Source organism: Massilia sp. LMS1-1-1.1 (assembly GCF_040815535.1).
GTDB lineage: Bacteria > Pseudomonadota > Gammaproteobacteria > Burkholderiales > Burkholderiaceae_D > Janthinobacterium > Janthinobacterium aestuarii.
The window spans coordinates 53,500-68,426 of record NZ_JBFPNG010000066.1 but is presented as its reverse complement, the minus strand read 5'-3'; the positions used below and the strand labels follow the sequence as shown (position 1 = coordinate 68,426).

Annotated in this window: 13 protein-coding genes; all 13 read right to left on the bottom strand. The window is 61.5% G+C overall.

Features of this window, described 5'->3' with window-relative positions; genetic code table 11:
- Positions 1-11: 11 nt before the first annotated feature.
- The 13 genes from hisG to MRBLMS1_RS28265 all read right to left on the bottom strand — a co-directional run bounded on the left by hisG (position 12) and on the right by MRBLMS1_RS28265 (position 14,757).
- Positions 12-680, bottom strand: a complete 669-nt coding sequence (gene hisG, locus MRBLMS1_RS28325) for an ATP phosphoribosyltransferase (RefSeq protein WP_070219646.1) — start codon at positions 678-680, stop codon at positions 12-14.
- Between the two features lie 12 nt (positions 681-692).
- Positions 693-1,943 carry a UDP-N-acetylglucosamine 1-carboxyvinyltransferase gene (murA, locus tag MRBLMS1_RS28320; RefSeq protein ID WP_034753826.1) on the bottom strand — a complete coding sequence of 417 codons (1,251 nt, stop codon included), beginning with the start codon at positions 1,941-1,943 and terminating at the stop codon, positions 693-695.
- 4 nt (positions 1,944-1,947) lie between these two features.
- Positions 1,948-2,184 carry a BolA family protein gene (locus MRBLMS1_RS28315; RefSeq protein WP_034753824.1) on the bottom strand — a complete coding sequence of 79 codons (237 nt, stop codon included), beginning with the start codon at positions 2,182-2,184 and terminating at the stop codon, positions 1,948-1,950.
- A 58-nt stretch (positions 2,185-2,242) separates the two neighbouring features.
- Positions 2,243-3,004: an ABC transporter permease gene (locus MRBLMS1_RS28310; RefSeq protein WP_034753822.1), complete on the bottom strand. Its 762-nt coding sequence runs from the start codon at positions 3,002-3,004 to the stop codon at positions 2,243-2,245.
- Positions 3,001-3,918, bottom strand: a complete 918-nt coding sequence (locus tag MRBLMS1_RS28305; protein WP_139092029.1) for an ABC transporter ATP-binding protein — start codon at positions 3,916-3,918, stop codon at positions 3,001-3,003. Before MRBLMS1_RS28305 ends, MRBLMS1_RS28310 begins: the two co-directional genes overlap by 4 nt.
- A 211-nt stretch (positions 3,919-4,129) precedes the next feature.
- Positions 4,130-4,477, bottom strand: coding sequence for an STAS domain-containing protein (locus tag MRBLMS1_RS28300; RefSeq protein ID WP_070219654.1), 348 nt, complete (start codon positions 4,475-4,477; stop codon positions 4,130-4,132).
- A gap of 52 nt (positions 4,478-4,529) precedes the next feature.
- Positions 4,530-5,165, bottom strand: coding sequence for an MlaC/ttg2D family ABC transporter substrate-binding protein (locus tag MRBLMS1_RS28295; RefSeq protein ID WP_128140606.1), 636 nt, complete (start codon positions 5,163-5,165; stop codon positions 4,530-4,532).
- Between the two features lie 71 nt (positions 5,166-5,236).
- Positions 5,237-6,118 carry an MlaA family lipoprotein gene (locus MRBLMS1_RS28290; RefSeq protein ID WP_485883669.1) on the bottom strand — a complete coding sequence of 294 codons (882 nt, stop codon included), beginning with the start codon at positions 6,116-6,118 and terminating at the stop codon, positions 5,237-5,239.
- Complete coding sequence (gene mlaD, locus MRBLMS1_RS28285; protein WP_034753810.1) at positions 6,115-6,585, bottom strand: outer membrane lipid asymmetry maintenance protein MlaD; 471 nt, start codon at positions 6,583-6,585, stop codon at positions 6,115-6,117. Before mlaD ends, MRBLMS1_RS28290 begins: the two co-directional genes overlap by 4 nt.
- Positions 6,586-6,665: 80 nt before the next feature.
- Positions 6,666-7,448 (bottom strand): lipid asymmetry maintenance ABC transporter permease subunit MlaE, encoded by a 783-nt coding sequence (gene mlaE / locus MRBLMS1_RS28280; RefSeq protein WP_046683187.1) that lies wholly within the window; start codon positions 7,446-7,448, stop codon positions 6,666-6,668.
- Positions 7,445-8,254: an ABC transporter ATP-binding protein gene (locus tag MRBLMS1_RS28275; protein ID WP_485883666.1), complete on the bottom strand. Its 810-nt coding sequence runs from the start codon at positions 8,252-8,254 to the stop codon at positions 7,445-7,447. Before MRBLMS1_RS28275 ends, mlaE begins: the two co-directional genes overlap by 4 nt.
- A 259-nt stretch (positions 8,255-8,513) precedes the next feature.
- Entirely contained in the window at positions 8,514-9,977 is a 1,464-nt protein-coding gene (locus MRBLMS1_RS28270; RefSeq protein WP_485883664.1) for a glutamate synthase subunit beta, read from the bottom strand.
- Positions 9,978-10,056: 79 nt separating this feature from the next.
- Positions 10,057-14,757, bottom strand: a complete 4,701-nt coding sequence (locus MRBLMS1_RS28265; RefSeq protein WP_485883662.1) for a glutamate synthase-related protein — start codon at positions 14,755-14,757, stop codon at positions 10,057-10,059.
- Between the last annotated feature and the right edge of the window lie 170 nt (positions 14,758-14,927).

The following is a 14,927-nucleotide window of genomic DNA, read 5'->3' as shown; positions in this document are numbered from 1 at the left end:
ACTGAAGGTGTCTAGGCTTGCGAAGCGCGTTCAAACGCCTCGATAATCGGCTGCAAGCGCTCGCGCTTGAGCTTGAGCGCGGCCTGGTTGACCACCAGGCGCGACGAAATTTCCATAATGTGCTCGACCTCGACGAGGTTGTTCGCGCGCAGGGTGCTGCCCGTGCTGACCAGATCGACGATGGCGTCGGACAGGCCGACCAAAGGCGCCAGCTCCATCGAGCCATACAGCTTGATCAGGTCGACGTGCACGCCCTTGGCGGCGAAGTGCTCGCGCGCCGTGTGCACGAACTTGGTGGCCACGCGCAATCGCGCGCCCTGGTGCACGGCCTTTTCGTAGTCAAAACCGGCCTGCACCGCCACCGACATGCGGCAAGAAGCGATATTCAGGTCGATCGGCTGGTACAGGCCTTCGCCGCCGTGCTCGAGCAAGACATCCTTGCCCGCCACGCCGAAGTCGGCCGCGCCGTACTGCACGTAGGTCGGCACGTCGCTGGCGCGCACGATGATGACGCGCACGTTCGGATCGTTGGTGGCCAAAATCAGCTTGCGCGAGGTCTCCGGGTTTTCCAGCACCTTGATGCCGGCCGCTTCCAGCAGCGGCATGGTGTCCTCAAAAATGCGGCCTTTCGACAGCGCCAGAATCAGCTGGGAGCTGTCACCGTTGTTCGATCCGTTCATGCTCGTTCCTTGTTATTTGATGCGTACGATATTCGCGCCGACGGCCGACAGCTTCACTTCCATGCGGTCGTAACCACGGTCGAGGTGATAGATGCGGTCGATCAGCGTTTCGCCATCGGCGGCCAGGGCCGCGATCACCAGCGACGCCGACGCGCGCAGGTCGGTCGCCATCACGGGCGCGCCGCGCAGCTGCTTGACGCCGGCGATGATGGCCGTGTTGCCCTCGATGGTGATGTCGGCGCCCAGGCGGTTCATTTCCTGCACGTGCATGAAGCGGTTCTCGAAGATCGTCTCGGTGACGCGGCTGGCGCCATTGGCAATCGTGTTGACGGCCATGAACTGCGCCTGCATGTCGGTCGGGAAGCCCGGGTATTCCGTCGTACGGAAGCTGACAGGGTTCGGGCGGGCCGACATCTCGGCGCGGATCCAGTCGGCGCCGAAGGTCATCGTCAGGCCCATGGCGCGCAGCTTGTCGAGCGCAGAGTCGAGGATATCGGTGCGCACGTTGCGCAGGGTGATATCGCCGCCGGTGGCCGCCACGGCGCACAGGAAGGTGCCCGTTTCGATACGGTCGGCTATGACCGCGTGCGAGGCGCCGTGCAGGGCGTCCACGCCCTGGATCACCAGGCGGCTGGTGCCGATGCCGTCGATCTTCGCGCCCATGGCCACCAGCAGGTGGGCCAGGTCCGTCACTTCCGGTTCGCAGGCGGCGTTTTCCAGGATGGTCTCGCCTTCGGCCAGGGTCGCGGCCATCAGCAAATTCTCGGTGCCGGTGACGGTGATCATGTCGGTGACGATGCGCGCGCCTTTCAGCTTGGCGCACTTGGCGTAGATGTAGCCCGCTTCGATGCGGATCTCGGCGCCCAGCGCCTCCAGCCCCTTGATGTGCTGATCGACGGGGCGCGAACCGATGGCGCAGCCGCCCGGCAGCGACACCTTGGCTTCGCCGAAGCGCGCCAGCATGGGACCGAGCACGAGGATCGAGGCGCGCATGGTTTTCACCAGTTCATACGGTGCTTCCAGGGTGTCGATGGCGCTGCCGTTGAGCACGACGCGGTCGCCGTCCTGCCGCACTTTCAAGCCCGTCTGGCCCAGCAGTTTCAGCATGGTGGCCACGTCGTGCAGATGCGGCACGTTCGTCAGGTCCAGGTCGCCCGCGGTCAGCAGGCCGGCGCACAGGATGGGCAGGGCGGCGTTTTTCGCGCCGGAGATGGCGATGTCGCCGTTCAGGCGGTTGCCGCCGTTGATGAGGAGCTTGTCCATGTGCTTATCCTTGGAATTCTTCAGGTGTCAGGGTTTTCATCGACAGCGCGTGGATTTCCTCGCGCATGCGGTCGCCCAGCGCCGCGTAGACGATCTGGTGGCGCTGGATCAGACGCTTGCCGGCAAACGCGGGCGAGACGATCACGGCCTGGAAGTGCTGGCCATCGCCCTCCACTTCGAGGTGCGTGCATTCGAGGCCGGCCGACAGATAGCCGTGGATCAGTTCTGGAGTGGTGGTCACGATAAGTCCTTGATATTGAATAGTGTAGTGATGTGATGTGCCGCAATCAACGGCGCAATTAGTGTCGCAGTCGGTAGCCGCTTTTCAGCAGACGGATCGACGCCAGCGCCAGGATCACGAGGAAGCCGGCGACGATGGAAAGACTGAGCCATGGGCTGACGTCGGACACGCCGAAGAAGCCGTAGCGGAAGCCGTCGATCATGTAGAAGAAGGGGTTCAAATGCGATACCGTCTGCCAGAAGGCGGGCAGCGAGTGGATCGAATAGAACACGCCCGACAGGAAAGTGGCCGGCATGATCAGGAAGTTCTGGAAGGCGGCCAGCTGGTCGAATTTCTCTGCCCAGATGCCGGCGATCAGGCCCATGGTGCCCAGCATGGCGGCGCCGAGGAAGGCGAAGACGACGATCCACAGCGGCGCAACAAACGACAGGTCGGCGAACCAGCAGGTGATGGCGAACACGCCAAAGCCCACGGCCAGGCCGCGCGCGACGGAAGCGAGCACATACGCCGAGAAGATTTCCCAGTGCGACAGGGGAGTGAGCAGCACGAACACCAGGTTGCCCGTGATCTTCGACTGGATCAGCGAGGACGAGGAATTGGCGAACGCGTTTTGCAGCACGCTCATCATCACCAGGCCGGGAATCAGAAAGGCCGTGTAGCTGACGCCGGGGCTCGGCTCCACGCGGCCGTCGAGCACATGGCCGAATACCAGCAGGTACAGCATCGACGTGAGCACGGGCGCGGCCACGGTTTGCGTCGCCACTTTCCAGAAGCGCAGCGTCTCTTTGTAGACGAGGGTGCGAAATCCTGTCGAAATCATACGGTACCTTTATCCATGATCTGCAAGAAGATATCTTCCAGGTCGGCTTGTTGCAATTGCATTTCATCGATCTCGGCACCCGCTACGCGCAGGCGGGCGAGGATTTTCTCGACTTCGCTGTATTCGTTGACGCGCAGGCTGAACTTGTTCGGCGCCTGCTGCTCTTCCGCATGCAGCACCAGGTGCCGCAGGTCGTCCGGCAGGCTGCCGTTTTTGAGGTGCACCTGCAGCTGCGAGCCGGCGATGCGGCGGATCAGGGCCGACATGGTGTCGAGCGCCACTACCTTGCCGGTTTTCAGCATGGCCACGCGCTGGCACATGGCTTGCGCCTCTTCCAGGTAATGGGTGGTCAAGACAACCGTGTGGCCGCCTTCGCGGTTCAGGCGCGAGATGAACTTCCACAGGGTCTGGCGCAGTTCCACGTCGACGCCGGCCGTCGGCTCATCGAGCACGATGACGGGCGGCTTGTGCACCAGCGCCTGCGCCACGAGCACGCGGCGCTTCATGCCGCCGGACAGCGCGCGCATGTTGGTGTCGGCCTTGCCGGTGAGGTCGAGGTTTTCCATGACCTCGTCGATCCACTTGTCGTTGTTCGGCAGGCCGAAATAGCCGGACTGCAGGCGCAGGGTTTCGCGCACGGTGAAAAACGGGTCGAACACCAGTTCCTGCGGCACCACGCCCAGGTTGCGGCGCGCGTTGCGGAAATCCTTGACCACGTCGTGGCCATGGATCTTGACGGTGCCCGCATCGGGACGTATCAGGCCGGCGATGATGGAAATGAGGGTGGTCTTGCCGGCGCCGTTGGGACCGAGCAGGCCGAAAAACTCGCCTTCTTCGATGGCCAGCGACACGCCGCCCAGCGCCTTGAGCGATTTATAGCTCTTTTCTACATTCGTTATTTGAATTGCGGTCATGTGCTTGTTTCAAGTGTAATGCGTCTGGTGTGATGCGCCAGTTGCCGGAGACATCGAGGCCGGCAGGCCGGTGCAGGGCGCCACCTTCAGGCGAGGACGGCGCAACAGTCAATTATAGTTGGAAAATTCGTGGAACACTTGGAGATCAATCCGGCGGCGCTGCTGGCCTGCCGGCTTGAAAGCTACTGCTGATGCGGGGAGTGGGACAGGATCAATGATGATGCAGATCGGACGGGCTGCGTTCGGCGTGGCCGCCGGCGCTGGCGCAGTCGTCAGCCGTCAGCGTGCTCGAGACGAGCGAGCAGACGCCATACAGCTTGGTGAGGTTTTTCAGGTTGTTCGGCAGGTTTTTCAGCTCCAGCACGCCGCCGGCATCCTGCGCGGCGCGCTGCCACGTCAGCATGACGGAAACGGCGGCCGAATCGACGGCCTTGACGTTGCGCAAGTCAAACTTCGTCTGACCCGAGCGGATGGCGTCCAGACCCTGCTCCAATGCCGAAGTGGCATTGTGCACGGTCAGGGAAGTCAGGGACTGCAAGGTGTCGAGAGAGTCGGGCATGGCGTCGGGCTGCGCTGGTCTGGAGCTGGGTCAGGAGCTATATGATAGCCGATTATTTGGCTTTGGCAGCGGGACGGCTGGCAAGGGCCTTGTTTTTCGCAGCCAGGGTCTTGATCAGGCCATCGATGCCGCCCTTGCTGATCTCGCTGGCGAAGCTGCTTTTGTACGTTTCCACCAGCCACGCGCCCAGCACGTTGATGTCATAGATCTTCCAGCCGGACGGGGTTTTCGCCACGCGGTAGTTCAGGGGCACGGGTTCGCCGCGCGCCACGTTCACTTGCGAACGTACTTCCACTTCCGTGTCGGCCGGGTCGGCGCGCAGCGGCTTGAATTCCACGGTTTCGTTCTTGATCTGCGACAGGGCGCCCGAGTACGTGTAGATCAGCAAGGTGCGGAACTCCGCGGCCAGCTGCTTTTGCTGGTCGGGCGTGGCATCGCGCCAGTGGCGGCCGGCGGCCAGCGACGTCATGCGCTGGAAATCCACGTACGGCAGGATCTTGCTTTCCACCAATTCGGTGACGCGCTTGATATCGCCAGCCTGGATGGCCTTGTCGGCCTTGGCCGTGTCGATCACGTCCTGGCTGATGCGTTTGACCAGGACATCCGGTGCTTCGACAGCAGGGGCGGCCTGGGCGGCGGTGGCAAAGGCGATGGTGGCCATCGCCAGCAGTTGTTTCATCAATTTCATGGTTCTACCTTTCATGATGTTGCTATGCACCGGCTGGCGTTCATCGCAGCCGTGGTGTTCTTGCGTCCAGTTTACTCCTGCGGCCTGGCCTGGGAAGCAACGGTATTGCTACCAGATGTTACGAGGTCCGCTGGCGCCACATCGGCGGCGGCCGTGGCCGCAGGCGCGTCATTGGCAGGCTGCGGTTTTGCCTCGTACTCCGGCTCGTAATCGCTGGTGTCGTTTTTTGGCACTTTGCGGTCGCGGCGGTCCGTATCGCCATCGAACACCTTGCTTTCGCGCGCCTGCAGGAAGCCGTCGCGGATGAACTCATAACGGTCCAGTGCAGCCGCTTCCATCAGGTTCGTCGCGTCGAGCAGCGCGGCGCGCTTGTCAACCACGCGCGTCACCGTGCCGATATTGCGCACATAAGCCGGATCCTTGTAGCGCCATGGGTCGCCCGCGATATCGAGCGGCAGGGCCGCCGTGTCGCGCACGGTCGATGGGCCCAGCAGCGGCAGCATCACGTACGGACCGGACTGGACGCCATACCAGCCCAGGGTCTGGCCAAAGTCTTCGTTATGCTTGGGAATGCCGGCCTGCGAGGCGATGTCGATCAGGCCGAAGATACCGAAAGTCGAGTTCATGCTGACGCGCACGACATCTTGCAAGCCCGCTTCGCCCTTGCCTTGCAGCAAGTTATTCATGGCGCTCCACACATCGGACAAGTTGCCGAAGAAGTTGCCCACGCCTGTTTGCACGAACGATGGCGTGACCTTCTTGTAGGCCGTGGCGACCGGCTTCAAGGCCACCTGGTCGACGGTGTCGTTGAACTTGAACATGGCGCGGTTATACCCTTCCAGCGGGTCGCGCGGATTGGTGCCGGTGGCGCAAGCGCTCACGCTGGCGGCGATGGCCATGGCCAGGCCGATACGTACCAGACTGCCTTGGGATTGCTTGTTCGACTCGCTCATTTGCTGTCCTTTCCTTCCGCTGCCTTGCTGTAGATGAACTGATTGATCAGGTCTTCCAGCACTGTGGCCGATTGAGTACGGGCGATCTTGTCGCCCTCTGCCAGGTTGGCCAAATCGCCGCCTGCTTCCAGGCCGATATATTGCTCACCCAGCAAACCGGCCGTCAAAATCTTGGCCGAGCTGTCTTTCGGAAATTTGTAGCCATCTTCGATGTCGAGTTTCACCAGCGCCTGGTAGGTCTTGTCGTCAAAGACGATTTCCGAGACCCGGCCCACCACCACGCCAGCGCCCTTGACGGGCGCCTGCGGCTTGAGGCCGCCAATATTGTCGAACTTCGCACTAATGGTATACGTCTTGCTGAAAGACAGCGAGCTCATATTGCCGGCCTTGAGCGCCAGAAACATCAATGCCGCCACACCGAGCAAGACAAACAAGCCGACCCAGACATCCAAAGATTTACGTTGCATAAACAATCCTAAATAATTTTTACTTGCCGCCACCTGCGCAGAACACTGCCCAGGCCGATAATTTTGTCGCCTATCGGCAATTACTTGCTAAACATCAAAGCCGTCATCATGAAGTCGAGCCACCACACCATCAACGACGAAATGACCACCGTGCGCGTAGTGGCGCCGGATACGTCTTCCGGCGTCGGCTGTGCCTGGTACCCCTGGAACAGCGCGATGAAGGTCACCGCGATGCCGAACACCAGGCTCTTGATGGTGCCGTTGCCCACTTCTTTCCAGACATCCACACCGCCTTGCATCTGCGACCAGAACGAGCCTTCATCGACACCGATCAGCACCACGCCGACCAGGTAGCTGCCGATGATGCCGACGGCCGTGAAGATGGCGCCCAGGATCGGCATGGCGATCACGCCGGCCCAGAAACGGGGCGCCAGCACGCGCTGGATCGGGTTCACGGCCATCATTTCCATGGCCGACAGTTGCTCGCCCGCCTTCATCAAGCCGATTTCCGCCGTCAGCGACGTGCCGGCACGACCGGCGAACAGCAGCGCCGTCACAACGGGGCCCAGTTCGCGCGTCAGGGACAGCGCGACCAGCAAGCCCAGCGACTGCTCGGCGCCATACGTGGTCAGGGTGTAATAGCCTTGCAAACCCAGCACCATGCCGACGAACAGGCCGGAGACGGCGGTAATCACCAGCGAGCGGTTACCGATAAAAAACAGTTGCTCAATCACCAGGCGCGGACGGCGCCACAGGCCGCCCGACGAAGCGATGATGATGAAAAACGAACGCACGGCAAAGCCGAGGTCTTGTACCGAACGACGCAACCACGCTCCGATCGACGCCAGGAAACGCGCGATCATCGGCCGTCCCCCGCCTGCAGACCCAGGTCGTCGGCCAGCGACTTGCCCGGATAATGGAACGGGACGGGGCCATCGGCCTCGGCATTGACGAACTGCTTGACGTACGGATGCGTCGACACGGCCATCTCGGCCGGCGTGCCGTGCGCCACGATCTTGCCCGATGACAGAAAATAGACGTAATCAGCGATGGCGAAACACTCCTTCACATCGTGCGATACCAGGATAGACGTGGAGCCCAGCGCATCGTTCAAATTGCGGATCAAATTGGCCGTCACGCCCATGGAAATCGGGTCCAGGCCGGCGAACGGCTCGTCGTACATGATCAATTCGGGGTCGAGCGCGATGGCGCGCGCCAGCGCGACGCGGCGGCCCATGCCGCCCGAGATCTCGGCCGGCTTCAACTGCGCCGCATTGCGCAGTCCCACGGCGTGCAGCTTCATCAGCACCAGGGTGCGGATCAGCTCTTCATTCAAGTCCGTGTGTTCGCGCAGGGGGAACGCCACGTTCTCGAACGCCGTCAAGTCCGTAAACAGCGCGCCGTGCTGGAACAGCATGCCCATCTTGCGGCGCAGCTGGTATAACTCGTCGGTGCCCAGCGTATGCACGATCTGGCCGTCCACATTCACGGAACCGGAACTGGGGCGCAGCTGCCCGCCGATCAGGCGCAATACGGTCGTCTTGCCACTGCCGGAGCCACCCATGACGGCCACAACTTTTCCACGTGGGAAATCCATTTGAAGGCCCGATAAAATCGAACGTTCTCCATAGGCAAAGTGTAAATCACGGATCTCAACAAGATTTGGCACGACGAAGCTCACTATTTTAATGGCGTATTGTAGTGCAGAAACGCCAACCTCTGCTGAGACACCCCTGCTTACAGCCCCGGACAGGGGAAGAATACAACACTAATGAATCGAAAGTCAGATATTGTAGTGGAAATTCGGCCGCCATATCGCGTCCCCATCGAGCCGCGTTCACGGCCATTGACCTGACAGGCAAAAATAACAAAAGCCACGTCGCGATCCGCGCCGTGGCCCTGTCAAAAAACGAACAATTGCTCGTTTTTTAGCGTGGCAGCAGCGATGCCCCCATCAGGAACTCATCGACGGAGCGCGCGCACTGGCGCCCTTCGCGGATGGCCCACACCACCAGCGACTGGCCACGGCGCATGTCGCCGGCCGCAAACACCTTGGCCACCGACGTCTGGTAGCAGCCGGCGCCATCCGTTGTCGCCTTGACATTGCCGCGCGCATCTGTATCGACGCCGAATGCTTCCAGCACTTGTTGTACAGGTGAAACAAAACCCATGGCCAGGAAGACCAGGTCGGCCTTCATCTCGAATTCCGAGTTCGGCACTTCGCTCATCTTGCCGTCTTTCCACTCGACTCGGCAGGCGATCAGCTTTTCCACCTTGCCGCCCTTGCCTTCGAAACGCTTGGTGGCCACGGCCCAGTCGCGCTCGCAGCCTTCCTCGTGCGAGGACGAGGTACGCAGCTTGGTCGGCCAGTACGGCCAGACGAGCGGCTTGTTTTCCTGTTCCGGCGGCTGCGGCATCAGTTCGAACTGCGCCACCGAGGCGGCGCCATGGCGGTTCGAGGTGCCGACGCAGTCGGAACCCGTGTCGCCGCCGCCGATCACCACCACGTGCTTGCCCGTCGCCTTGATCTGGTCCTTGAGCTTGTCGCCCGCGTTGACCTTGTTTTGCAGCGGCAGGAAATCCATGGCGAAATGCACGCCTTTCAGTTCGCGGCCCGGCACGGGCAAGTCGCGCGGCTGCTCGGCGCCGCCGGCCATGATGACGGCGTCAAATTCTTTTTCCAGGTCTTCCGGGAAAATGGTTTCCTTGGCCCAGTTGTTCACGTGGGCAGGGAAATCCTTGCCAACCAGCACGCTGGTGCGGAACACCACGCCTTCGGCTTCCATCTGTTTCACGCGCAGGTCGATGTGCGATTTTTCCATCTTGAAGTCGGGGATGCCGTAGCGCAGCAAGCCACCGACCCGGTCGCTCTTTTCAAACACGGTGACGGCATGGCCGGCGCGCGCCAGCTGCTGCGCCGCCGCCAGGCCGGCAGGACCGGAACCGACGATGGCCACTTTCTTGCCCGTGCTGAATCCCGCCGGCTGCGGCGTGACCCAGCCGTGCTCCCAGCCCATGTCGATGATTTTATGTTCGATCGACTTGATGCCGACCGGATCTTCGTGGATGCCCAGGGTGCAGGCCGATTCACACGGCGCCGGGCAGATGCGGCCCGTAAATTCCGGAAAGTTATTCGTCGAATGCAAGACGTCGAGCGCTTCGCGGTAGTTACCGCGGTACACCAGGTCATTCCAGTCGGGAATGATGTTATTCACGGGACAACCCGTGGTGCAGAACGGGATGCCGCAGTCCATGCAGCGCGCGCCTTGCACGGTCGCTTGCGCATCCGACAGGTGCAGCACGAATTCCTTGTAGTTCTTCAGACGCGCGGCAGGCTCCAGATAGTGTTCGTCCTGGCGCTTGAATTCCATGAAGCCGGTAATTTTACCCACGATAGTTCCTTTGTATTTGGCTGGCGGGGAGCGGCCGGGCCGCTCCCTGGTCATTCATTTGGCAATGAGCTTGGCTGGCTCAGGCGGCGACGGCTTGGACTTCCATGGCGGCGTCAGCGGCCATTTCAATCAGCGCACGCTTGTATTCGTTCGGGAAGACTTTCACGAACTTGCCGCGCGCCGCAGCCCAGTCGTCGAGCAAGACGCGGGCGCGGGTACTGCCCGTGTGCTTGAAATGACGCTCGATCAGGCGCTTGAGGATGACCTCGTCCGCTTCCGGCACGCCATCGCGGTGCTGCGTATGCCAGGCATCGCGGTCGACGTGCTGTTCCGCTGCCGACACGACCTTGTCCAGGCTGACCATGGCCGTGTTGCACTTGCTGGCAAAGTCGCCGGCTGGGTCATACACATAGGCGATGCCGCCCGACATGCCGGCCGCGAAGTTGCGTCCCGTGTTACCCAGCACCACCACCGTGCCGCCCGTCATGTATTCGCAGCCATGGTCGCCCAGGCCCTCGACCACCGTGGTGGCGCCCGAGTTGCGCACGGCAAAGCGTTCGCCTGCCACACCATTGAAGAAGGCTTCGCCGGCGATGGCGCCGTACAGCACCGTGTTGCCGATGATGATGTTGTCCACGGCCCAGCCGCGGAACTCGGTATTCGGCCGCACGATGATGCGCCCGCCCGACAAGCCCTTACCGACGTAATCGTTGCCTTCACCCACCAGGTCGATCGTGATGCCGTGCGCCAGGAAGGCGCAGGCCGACTGGCCCGCCGTGCCTTGCAGCTGGATGTGGATGGTGTCGTCCGGCAAGCCGGCATGGCCGTATTTCTTCGCCACTTCGCCGGACAGCATGGTGCCCACCGTGCGGTTCAAGTTGCGTACGGGCGAGATGAACGAGACGCGCTCGCCCTTTTCCAGCGCCGCGCGCGCTTGCGCGATCAGCTTGTGATCGAGCGCTTTTTCCAGCGCATGGTCCTGGAATTCCACGTGGCGGCAGGCTTGGCCGCTTGGTGTTTCCGGCTTGTGGAAGATGGCCGAGAAGTCCAGACCTTGCGCCTTCCAGTGCGAAATCGCCTTCGATTTATCGAGCAAGTCGACACGGCCGATCAGCTCGTCATACGTACGGATGCCCAGCTGCGCCATCAATTGACGGGCTTCTTCGGCCACGAAGAAGAAGTAATTGACGACATACTCGGGTTTGCCCGAGAACTTGGCGCGCAGCACCGGATCTTGCGTGGCCACGCCCACCGGGCACGTGTTCAGATGGCATTTGCGCATCATGATGCAGCCTTCGACCACCAGCGGCGCCGTGGCGAAACCGATCTCGTCGGCGCCCAGCAGCGCGGCGATGACCACGTCGCGGCCCGTTTTCATCTGGCCGTCGGCCTGTACGCGGATGCGGCTGCGCAAGCCGTTCAAGACCAGCGTTTGTTGCGTTTCAGCCAGACCCAGCTCCCACGGCGTGCCCGCATGTTTCACGGACGACAGTGGCGACGCGCCCGTGCCGCCATCATGGCCGGCAACGACGACATGGTCGGCTTTCGCCTTGGTGACGCCGGCGGCGACCGTGCCGATACCCACTTCCGACACCAGCTTCACGGAAATCGAGGCGCGCGGATTGGCGTTCTTTAAGTCATGGATCAGCTGCGCCAGATCTTCGATCGAATAGATATCGTGGTGCGGCGGCGGCGAAATCAAGCCCACGCCCGGCACGGAAAAGCGCAGGCTGGCGATGTATTCCGATACTTTATGGCCTGGCAACTGGCCGCCTTCGCCCGGTTTCGCGCCCTGCGCCATCTTGATCTGGATCTGGTCGGCCGAGTTCAGGTAGGCGGCCGTGACGCCGAAACGTCCCGACGCCACTTGCTTGATGCGCGAACGCATGGAATCGCCTTCCTGCAGCGGAATATCGACGACGATCTGCTCGGCGCCCACGATGGAGGCCATAGTGTCGCCCTGGCGGATCGGGATGCCCTTCAATTCCTGCGTGTAGCGGTTCGGATCTTCACCGCCCTCGCCCGTGTTCGACTTGCCGCCGATGCGGTTCATGGCGACCGCAAGCGTTGCGTGCGCTTCCGTGCTGATGGAACCGAGCGACATGGCGCCCGTGGCGAAACGCTTGACGATTTCCTTGGCCGGTTCCACTTCATCGAGCGGGATGGCCTTGGTCGGGTCGAGCTTGAACTCGAACAGGCCGCGCAAGGTCAGGTGGCGACGGCTCTGGTCGTTGATGATTTGCGCGTACTCTTTATAGCTGGAGAAATTGTTGCTGCGTGTGGAATGCTGCAGCTTGGCAATCGCGTCCGGCGTCCACATGTGGTCTTCGCCGCGCACGCGGAACGCATACTCGCCGCCCGCGTCGAGCTTGTCCGACAGCACGGGGTCGTTGCCGAAGGCCAGCGCGTGCAGGCGCAGCGCTTCTTCCGCCACTTCAAACACGCCGATGCCTTCCACGTTCGAGGCCGTGCCCTTGAAGTATTTGTCGACCAGCGACTTGTTCAAGCCGATGGCTTCGAAGATTTGCGCGCCGCAGTAGGACATGTAGGTCGAAATACCCATCTTCGACATGACCTTCATCAAACCCTTGCCGACAGCCTTGGTGTAGTTATAGATGGCTTTGTCGCCCGACAAATCGCCTGGCAAGCCATGCGCCATGTCGGCCAGGGTTTCCATGGCCAGGTACGGGTGGACGGCCTCCGCGCCATAGCCCGCGAGCAAAGCGAAGTGGTGCGTTTCGCGGGCCGAGCCCGTTTCCACGACGAGGCCGGTGGAAGCGCGCAAGCCCTTGCTCACCAGGTGCTGGTGCACGGTGGACGTGGCCAGCAGCGCAGGGATCGCCACCTGGTCGGCGCAAATGGCGCGGTCCGAGACGATCAGGATGTTATGGCCCGACTTGACGGCATCGACGGCTTCCGCGCACAGCGAGGCCAGGCATGCTTCCACACCTTCCTTGCCCCAGGCCAGCGGGTAGCAAATGTCCAGTTCATACGATTTGAACTTGCCGCCCGTGTGGGCGCTGATGTTGCGCAGACGGGCCATGTCGTCAAAGCCCAGCACGGGCTGCGCCACTTCCAGGCGCATCGGCGGATTGACGTTGTTGGTATCGAGCAAGTTCGGTTTCGGGCCGATGAAGGACACGAGCGACATCACCATCGCTTCGCGGATCGGGTCGATCGGCGGGTTCGTCACTTGCGCAAACAGCTGCTTGAAGTAGTTATACAAAGGCTTCAGTTTGTTCGACATGACGGCCAGCGGCGAGTCATTGCCCATCGAGCCCGTCGCTTCTTCGCCGGCCACGGCCATTGGCGCCATGAGGAATTTCAAGTCTTCCTGCGTATAGCCGAATGCCTGCTGGCGATCGAGCAAGGACGGCTGGGCTTTTTCGCCCTGGGCGCGGTCCAGCTTTGCCTGGCCGTCGGCCAGCTTGATCTCGTCGAGCTTGATGCGCACGGAGTTGATCCACGCCTTATAGGGCTTGGCGTTGGCGTAGGTGTTTTTCAATTCCTGGTCGTCGATGATGCGGCCCGCTTCCAGGTCGATCAGGAACATTTTGCCAGGCTGTAAGCGCCATTTCTGGATGATTTTCGATTCGGGAATCGGCAGCACGCCCGATTCCGACGCCATCACCACGAGGTCGTCATCCGTCACGATGTAGCGGGCAGGACGCAAGCCGTTGCGGTCCAGGGTGCCGCCGATATGGCGGCCATCCGTAAACGCCATGGCGGCCGGGCCGTCCCACGGTTCCATCATCGCCGCGTGGTATTCGTAGAAGGCGCGGCGGTTGTCGTCCATCGTCGTGTGGTTTTCCCACGCTTCCGGAATCATCATCATCATCGCCTGGGCGATCGGATAGCCGGCCATCAGCAGCAGCTCGAGCGCATTGTCGAAGCACGCCGTGTCGGACTGGCCTTCATAGATCAGGGGGAACAGCTTTTGCAGGTCGTCGCCCAGCACGGCCGACTTCATCACGCCTTCGCGCGCGCGCATCCAGTTGAAGTTGCCTTTGACGGTGTTGATCTCGCCGTTGTGGGCGATCAGGCGGTACGGGTGGGCCAGCGGCCATTCGGGGAAAGTATTCGTCGAGAAACGCTGGTGGACCAGGGCCAGGGCCGAGATGCAGCGCGCGTCCTGCAAGTCCTTGTAGTACACGCCCACCTGGTCGGCCAGCAACAAGCCTTTATAGACAATCGTGCGCGCCGACATCGATGGCACGAAGAATTCTTTGCCGTGCAGCAGCTTCAAGGCCTGGATGGCGTGGCCCGACGATTTGCGGATCACATACAGTTTGCGCTCGAGCGCGTCGGTGACCATGATGTCCGGGCCGCGGCCGATGAAGATCTGGCGAATGACGGGTTCCTTGGCGCGCACGGTGGGCGACATCGGCATGTCCGTATCGATGGGCACGTTGCGCCAGCCCAGTACGACTTGTCCCTCGATGCGCACGGCGCGTTCGATTTCCTGTTCGCAAGCGATGCGCGATGCGTGTTCCTTCGGCAGGAAGACCATGCCCACGCCGTATTCGCCAGGCGGCGGCAATTCCACGCCCTGCTTGGCCATTTCTTCGCGGTAGTACTGGTCGGGAATCTGGATCAGGATGCCGGCGCCATCGCCCATCAGCGCATCGGCGCCCACGGCGCCCCGGTGATCGAGGTTTTTCAGTATCAGCAAACCCTGTTCGACGATCGAATGGGTCTTGTTGCCCTTGATATGGGCGACGAAACCGACGCCGCAGGCATCGTGTTCATTGGCTGGGTCGTACAGGCCTTGCGCTTTCATGGGCTTCTCCGCTGCATATGACTATCGAAAAACTAGAGTAGTGCAACGCAACAAAAAACTCAACCAGAACAATTAGGGTCGGAGTCGAATTAAATCTGATTCTGTAGCCCTGAAAATTTAATAGGGACACAGTCGAGGCGATTTCAATAAAACGTCAGAAAGGAGTCATT

Excerpts from the sequence above, each read along its gene's own strand:
- hisG (WP_070219646.1), bottom strand. The coding sequence starts at position 680 with ATGAACGGATCGAACAACGGTGACAGCTCCCAGCTGATTCTGGCGCTG.
- murA (WP_034753826.1), bottom strand. The coding sequence starts at position 1,943 with ATGGACAAGCTCCTCATCAACGGCGGCAACCGCCTGAACGGCGACATC.
- MRBLMS1_RS28310 (WP_034753822.1), bottom strand. The coding sequence starts at position 3,004 with ATGATTTCGACAGGATTTCGCACCCTCGTCTACAAAGAGACGCTGCGC.
- MRBLMS1_RS28305 (WP_139092029.1), bottom strand. The coding sequence starts at position 3,918 with ATGACCGCAATTCAAATAACGAATGTAGAAAAGAGCTATAAATCGCTC.
- MRBLMS1_RS28300 (WP_070219654.1), bottom strand. The coding sequence starts at position 4,477 with ATGCCCGACTCTCTCGACACCTTGCAGTCCCTGACTTCCCTGACCGTG.
- MRBLMS1_RS28295 (WP_128140606.1), bottom strand. The coding sequence starts at position 5,165 with ATGAAATTGATGAAACAACTGCTGGCGATGGCCACCATCGCCTTTGCC.
- MRBLMS1_RS28290 (WP_485883669.1), bottom strand. The coding sequence starts at position 6,118 with ATGAGCGAGTCGAACAAGCAATCCCAAGGCAGTCTGGTACGTATCGGC.
- mlaD (WP_034753810.1), bottom strand. The coding sequence starts at position 6,585 with ATGCAACGTAAATCTTTGGATGTCTGGGTCGGCTTGTTTGTCTTGCTC.
- mlaE (WP_046683187.1), bottom strand. The coding sequence starts at position 7,448 with ATGATCGCGCGTTTCCTGGCGTCGATCGGAGCGTGGTTGCGTCGTTCG.
- MRBLMS1_RS28265 (WP_485883662.1), bottom strand. The coding sequence starts at position 14,757 with ATGAAAGCGCAAGGCCTGTACGACCCAGCCAATGAACACGATGCCTGC.